Annotated in this window: 7 protein-coding genes; 2 read left to right on the forward strand and 5 right to left on the reverse strand. The window is 67.4% G+C overall.

The window, feature by feature from the left end:
- The 5 genes from AB0J97_RS51355 to AB0J97_RS51375 all read right to left on the reverse strand — a co-directional run.
- On the reverse strand, positions 1 to 469 hold a 469-nt coding region (locus tag AB0J97_RS51355), incomplete at its 3' end, for a methyltransferase domain-containing protein (RefSeq protein ID WP_364104694.1).
- A complete protein-coding gene (locus AB0J97_RS51360) occupies positions 424 to 792 on the reverse strand; it encodes a hypothetical protein (protein ID WP_364104697.1) in 369 nt (122 codons plus the stop codon). The genes AB0J97_RS51360 and AB0J97_RS51355, both read right to left, overlap by 46 nt.
- Positions 793 to 1,001: 209 nt before the next feature.
- On the reverse strand, positions 1,002 to 1,649 hold the full coding sequence (locus tag AB0J97_RS51365) for a response regulator transcription factor (RefSeq protein WP_357998535.1): 648 nt from the start codon (positions 1,647 to 1,649) through the stop codon (positions 1,002 to 1,004).
- The gene (locus tag AB0J97_RS51370) at positions 1,640 to 2,827 is read right to left on the reverse strand and encodes a histidine kinase (RefSeq protein WP_364104700.1); all 1,188 of its coding nucleotides are present in this window, start codon (positions 2,825 to 2,827) and stop codon (positions 1,640 to 1,642) included. The genes AB0J97_RS51365 and AB0J97_RS51370 overlap by 10 nt, the downstream gene beginning before the upstream one ends.
- Positions 2,827 to 3,576 (reverse strand): hypothetical protein, encoded by a 750-nt coding sequence (locus AB0J97_RS51375; protein WP_364104703.1) that lies wholly within the window; start codon positions 3,574 to 3,576, stop codon positions 2,827 to 2,829. The genes AB0J97_RS51370 and AB0J97_RS51375 overlap by 1 nt, the downstream gene beginning before the upstream one ends.
- 148 nt (positions 3,577 to 3,724) lie before the next feature.
- On the opposite strand from AB0J97_RS51375, the gene AB0J97_RS51380 reads away from it, so the two are divergent.
- Together AB0J97_RS51380 and AB0J97_RS51385 are read left to right on the forward strand one after the other, a co-directional pair.
- On the forward strand, positions 3,725 to 4,840 hold the full coding sequence (locus tag AB0J97_RS51380; RefSeq protein WP_364104706.1) for a Tn3 family transposase: 1,116 nt from the start codon (positions 3,725 to 3,727) through the stop codon (positions 4,838 to 4,840).
- Between the two features lie 34 nt (positions 4,841 to 4,874).
- Positions 4,875 to 5,096: Tn3 family transposase (locus tag AB0J97_RS51385; RefSeq protein WP_364104709.1), on the forward strand; the 222-nt coding region annotated here is incomplete at its 3' end.

A 5,096-nucleotide genomic window follows, 5' to 3' on the forward strand; every position in this document is an offset into this window, starting at 1 on the left:
CTTGGAGGTGTCGCCCCGCGAGAGAAGCGTCAACCAGCCGAACAACCGGACCATCAGCAGATACAGCAGGCGTAGGAACACGAGTGCTGAGGATAGAAGGCCCGGTCAGACGCCATGGACGAGTTTTGGCACCGCACAGGCGAACTGCGCGCGTGTCAGGGCGGTGACGTAGTCCTCGATGGCCCGGTGATACCAGGTGACGGTGTTGCCCAGCCAGTTGCGCTGGCGTGCTCCGGGGCGGAAGTAGTCGTCGACCGACCCAGTTGGTGCGTGCTTGTTCTGTGCTCTGGCGAGCTTCGTGGGAGGTGATGACGGGGTGAACTACCGTGATCAGCAGGCGTCCGCCGGGTGATAGACCACGCCAGCAGGCCGCCAGGACGGCGTCGAGGTCGTCGATGTAGTGCAGCGCCAGGCGAGAGATGATCAGATCGAAGGTGTGCGGTGGGGCGGAGAACGTCTCGATGTCCATCCTTCCACGCGGCCAGAGGTGCCTGCGAGGGTGGCCGTGGCCGCGCGGGTCATCTCGGTCGAGCCGTCGATGCCGAGGTAACTGCGGCGGCCAGCGGCGAGCAGGGTGCGGCCGATGGCGGCGTCCCCGTAACCGAGGTCCAGCACGCGGAGGCCGGCGACTGGCCCCAGTTCGTCAAGGAGTGCTGGTTCCTCCATGACGTGGTTGGGGCTGTGCACCCCGCTGTGGCGGTGTCGCAGGTAGCGGCCCACGACCTGCGGCGCGTCGGAGAAGGCGCCTCCTTGAACGGGACGAGGTTCCCCAGGCGTATGCGGCGTGATCACGATGCCCAGAATATGTAGACCTGTTCGACGGACAGCAGTGATGCTTTCAGTCCAGGAGCCCCAGGGCTTCGGGCGCTTCCCAGACCGTCTCCTGACGTAACCTACTTACCTGACAAACCCCAGATAACCCGTCAGGCAAGTTCCGGGTCACGGCCCCAGTGCTGTCTCCGAGGACACCGGAGCTGCGAATCGTCCATGCGGCTTCGAGGTCAGCGCGAGCGGAGAAAGGTCAGCGCGGCGAGCACTCTGCGGTGGTCGTCGGCGTCCGGGCCGAGGTTCAGCTTGGTGTATACGCCGGTGACGTGCTTGGCCACGGCGGCCTCTGACACATACAGGCGCTGGGCGATCGCACTGTTCGACCGACCCTCGGCAACCAGCGCGAGCACCTCGCGTTCGCGTGGCGAGAGCGCGTCCAGCGGATCGTGCGCGCGATGGTGGACCAGCAGCTGGTGGACCACGTCAGGATCGATGACCGTGCCCCCGGCGGCGACCTCACGCACCGCCTCCACGAACTGGCTGATCGCGCCGATCCGGTCCTTGAGCAGGTAACCGACGCCGCGCGTGCCAGCCTCCAGCAGTTCCCCGGCCGCTGCCGCCTCGACGAACTGCGACAGGACGAGGATGCCGAGCCGGGGATGCTCGCCACGCAGCTGAATGGCGGCCCGCAGCCCCTCGTCGTGGAAGCTCGGCGGCATGCGGACGTCCACCACGACGACGTCGGGCAGGTCTCGGGCGATGACGCGCAGCAGCTCGTCGGCGCTGCCCACGGCGGCGACCACCTCGCAGCCGAACCGGGTGAAGATGCCGGTCAGCCCCTCCCGCAGGAGCACCGAATCCTCGGCGATCATCAACCGCATGGCAGCTCCACCCGGATCGCCGTGGGCCCTCCCCGCGGGCTGCTGAGCAACAGGGTTCCCTCAAGCACGCCGATCCGATCGGCCAGCCCGGTGAGCCCGCTTCCCTTCGCGGCGTCGGCTCCGCCGATGCCGTCGTCGTGCACGTCGAGGGCGAGAAGATGATCCGACAGTTTCGCTTTGATCGCGATGTTCTGTGCCTTGCTGTGTTTGATCGCGTTGGTGAGGGTTTCCGAGATGCAGAAGTAGGCCGCCGCCTCCACGCCCGCAGGCGGACGGCGGGGTAGGTCGAGGTCCAGGGTCACCGGGATGGGGCAGTGGCGGGCCAGGTCGGTGACGGCGACCCCGAGCCCCCGGTCGGTGAGCGCGGAGGGATGGATGCCTCTGATGACGCGGCGCAACTCGTCCAGCGCGGTCTGCGTGTGGTCGTAGGCCAGGCTGATGGCTTTCGCCGTACGTTCCGGGTCTTCCCGTACGTCCAGCTGAGCGAGACCGAGCTGCATGAGCACGGCGGTGAGCTGGTGCTGAGTGCCGTCGTGCAGATCCCGTTCGATGCGCCGCCGCTCGGCTTCGAAGGCGTCCACCAACCGGGCCCGCGACCGGGTCAACTCGATCATCCGCTCCTCGAGGGGCGCGGCGAGCAGACCCCGCGTCAGCGCCCCCTGCGCCGCGGCCACCACCGTGAACAGGTACGCGCAACCGGCCAGCCCGACCAGCACCACGACGACGGCCAACAACACCACCAGCGGTGAGGCGCCAGACGGGAGAGCCGAGGCGTAGGAGAAGACGGTCAACGCCGCCAAAGAGATGACGAGGCCGTTGACCGCAGGCAGGATCGTCGCCCACAGCAGCGCGTAGCCGATCTCGCGCCAGGCGGTCGGGTTCGCGAAGGAGATCGGCGTTCTCGGCTTCGGCGTAGCGACCGCCGCCGGGTCGATCAGCCTCAGCCGCCAGCGCTCGAGGGAGGCGATCGGTCCACTCAGCACGACGGCGACGATCAACAACGTGATCATCGCGAACAGCAGCGCGGTCTGCCGTCCGAAGGCGGCCACCACGGCCACCGCAACGCCGCCGGGCAGACTGGTCAGCAGGTAGGCGAGCGCCCGCCAGGGCCATGGCGACCCGAGGAACCGCAGCGGGTTCCCCGTAATCGCCTGCCAGAGGGAGGTGACGTTCTTCATCAGCCCTTGATCGTCCGAGTGACCTTGCCCTTGGCGTTCAGGAACTGGATCTGGGGGTTGCCGTCCTGATCGACCCGCATCACGATACGCGGCGTGCCCTTGCCGTCGGCGAGCGTCACGGCCGACGACTTGTCGGGGTTCTTGCCGATGAAGACCCTCTGCGGGCTCGGGTACTTTTTCCTGTACGCGGCCATCGCCTGGTCCCGCGCCGGACCGGGGGGCATCTGCTCGATCTTCTTGTACTCCTCGTAGGACTCCGGAAGGGGCGCCTCGGGCCGGTCATTGACCGCCAGGCCGACGCCTCGGACGCCGACTTGTTCCATGTACCGGAGAACGAGGGTCTGGTCCTGCTTGTACTGGTCGAAGGAGAGCTGCCCGACCGCCCGCGGCTTTCCGTCGTTGACACCGTTGTCGGTGCCCAGGCCGCCGGACTCATCTCCCTCGCTGTTGTACAGGGTCATACCCGGCCGCGTGCCGGCATTGCCCAGATCGACGCCGTTCACGACGACGCCCGACGACCTTTCCTTGTTACTCAAGACCATGCGCGGCTTGCCGTCCGGCTCCACCACGTTGATCCGCTGGACCTCGATCTCGTCGAATTTGGCCTTACCGCCGTCCTGCGCGACGGCTTCCCCACTGTTGGCCACGACCACCGCCGTGGCGACCGCGGCGGCCACTGCGGTGATCAGGCAAACCTGCATCCGCCGAAGTTGCCGCTTGACCTTCACGATTTCCAGTGACGCATCCATGCCTTCGATGATCTTAGCTGCCTTGGTGGTTGACGATAGGGCTGCTTACCGATCAGGGGTAGAGGTTCTTCTACCTCGGCAACTTTCATGGCTGAGCGCTGATCATTCGACGGGATAGACAGTGCCCGGCTCGGGGAGCGTCAGGTATGTGAACGGCGTGCCGGATCGGGCACTGCCAGATCAGCGGGCCGATCCGGAGGCCGCGGTCGAGGCGCCGGTCAAGGCGGTGCGGATGCAGGCGGCGGGGATGGGGTCGGTCCGCCAGGTGGTGGAGCGGGCTGGCGGCGCGGCCGCGCAACTGGCCGACATCGAGGAGGTATCCGCCTACCAACACGACAACCACGAACTGCTCATCCAGCAGTTCTTCAAGGCCGACCGGTCCACCATGCTCGCTCTGGCCGCCGTGTCGAGGTTCAAGGCGACCTCCGCCGACCGCAGCGTGCTGGAGGCTCTGGAGCACGCCCTCACCCACTGGGGCAAGACCAGAGATCTCATCCCCGCTCACGGCGCGAATGGCCGCCGCCTGGATCTGGGGTTCGCCTACTTGGCCGAGGAGTTACGCACGGGGGACATCGCGGTAACCGGGGCGGCGGAGTACGGCGACTGGAGCTCGCACCTGCTGACCTTCGATCAGTGCCGGCCCCTGCCGGCGGCCTACTGCGCCGAGGCGGGCCTGCCGGCGAGCGCGGCCGAGTTCGTGGCCGAGCCGAAGGAGCGCCACCGCCAAGCCGCCGAGCACCTGGACGCCGGCTACGCCGGCAACGAGGACTTGACGTTCGCCAAGGACGGCACCCCGACGCTCAAGCGGCTGGCCGGGGTCGGCACCAGTGCGGCCGCCCTCAAGCTGGGTGCCGAGATCAAGGCGCGGATGCCCGAGCGCACGCTGATCGAGATCATCTCACGCACCGCGTACTGGCTGGGCTGGCACCGGCACTTCGGGCCCGCCTCCGGCCACGACCCGAAGCTGAAGAAACCGCAGGACCGCTACGTGCTGACCACGTTCGCGTGCGGGTCGAACATGGGCCCGGCCGAGGCGTCCCGGCACATCGAGGGGATCACCGCGCATGAGATCTCGCCGGCCAAGAACCGGCACATCACCCTGGCCAATCCGAACAAGGCGATCACCGACGTGGTCAACGCCTTCACCCAGCTGGACGTGGTCAAGGCCTGGGGCGATGGCAGCAGCGTGGGCACTGACGGCACGCAGGTCGCAGCACACCGACCAGGTCGCCTACCACCACACCGACTCCTTGTTCCGCGCTGAGAGCGGCGCCCGTAATGTGATCGACTGAGAGCTGGTGGAGAAGATGTGGCCCGACCTGATGCGGGTGGCGATCTCCATCCGCGAGGGCAGGCTCAACTCCGTCACCCTGCTGCGCCGGCTCGGCTCCCACTCGCGCAAGAACGAGATCTACAAGGCGTTCCGGGAGGTCGGCCGCAGTGTGCGCACCGTGGCGCTCCTGCGCTTTCTCGCTGACCCCGCGCTGCGCAGGCGCATCACCGCGGTCACCAACAAGGTC

Origin of the sequence: Nonomuraea sp. NPDC049607, assembly GCF_040675375.1 — a bacterium.
Taxonomy (GTDB): Bacteria; Actinomycetota; Actinomycetes; order Streptosporangiales; family Streptosporangiaceae; genus Nonomuraea.

What these genes read in the sequence shown, in the direction of transcription:
- AB0J97_RS51370 (WP_364104700.1), bottom strand. Translation starts at nt 2,827, where the DNA reads ATGAAGAACGTCACCTCCCTCTGGCAGGCGATTACGGGGAACCCGCTG.
- AB0J97_RS51365 (WP_357998535.1), bottom strand. Translation starts at nt 1,649, where the DNA reads ATGCGGTTGATGATCGCCGAGGATTCGGTGCTCCTGCGGGAGGGGCTG.
- AB0J97_RS51375 (WP_364104703.1), bottom strand. Translation starts at nt 3,576, where the DNA reads ATGGATGCGTCACTGGAAATCGTGAAGGTCAAGCGGCAACTTCGGCGG.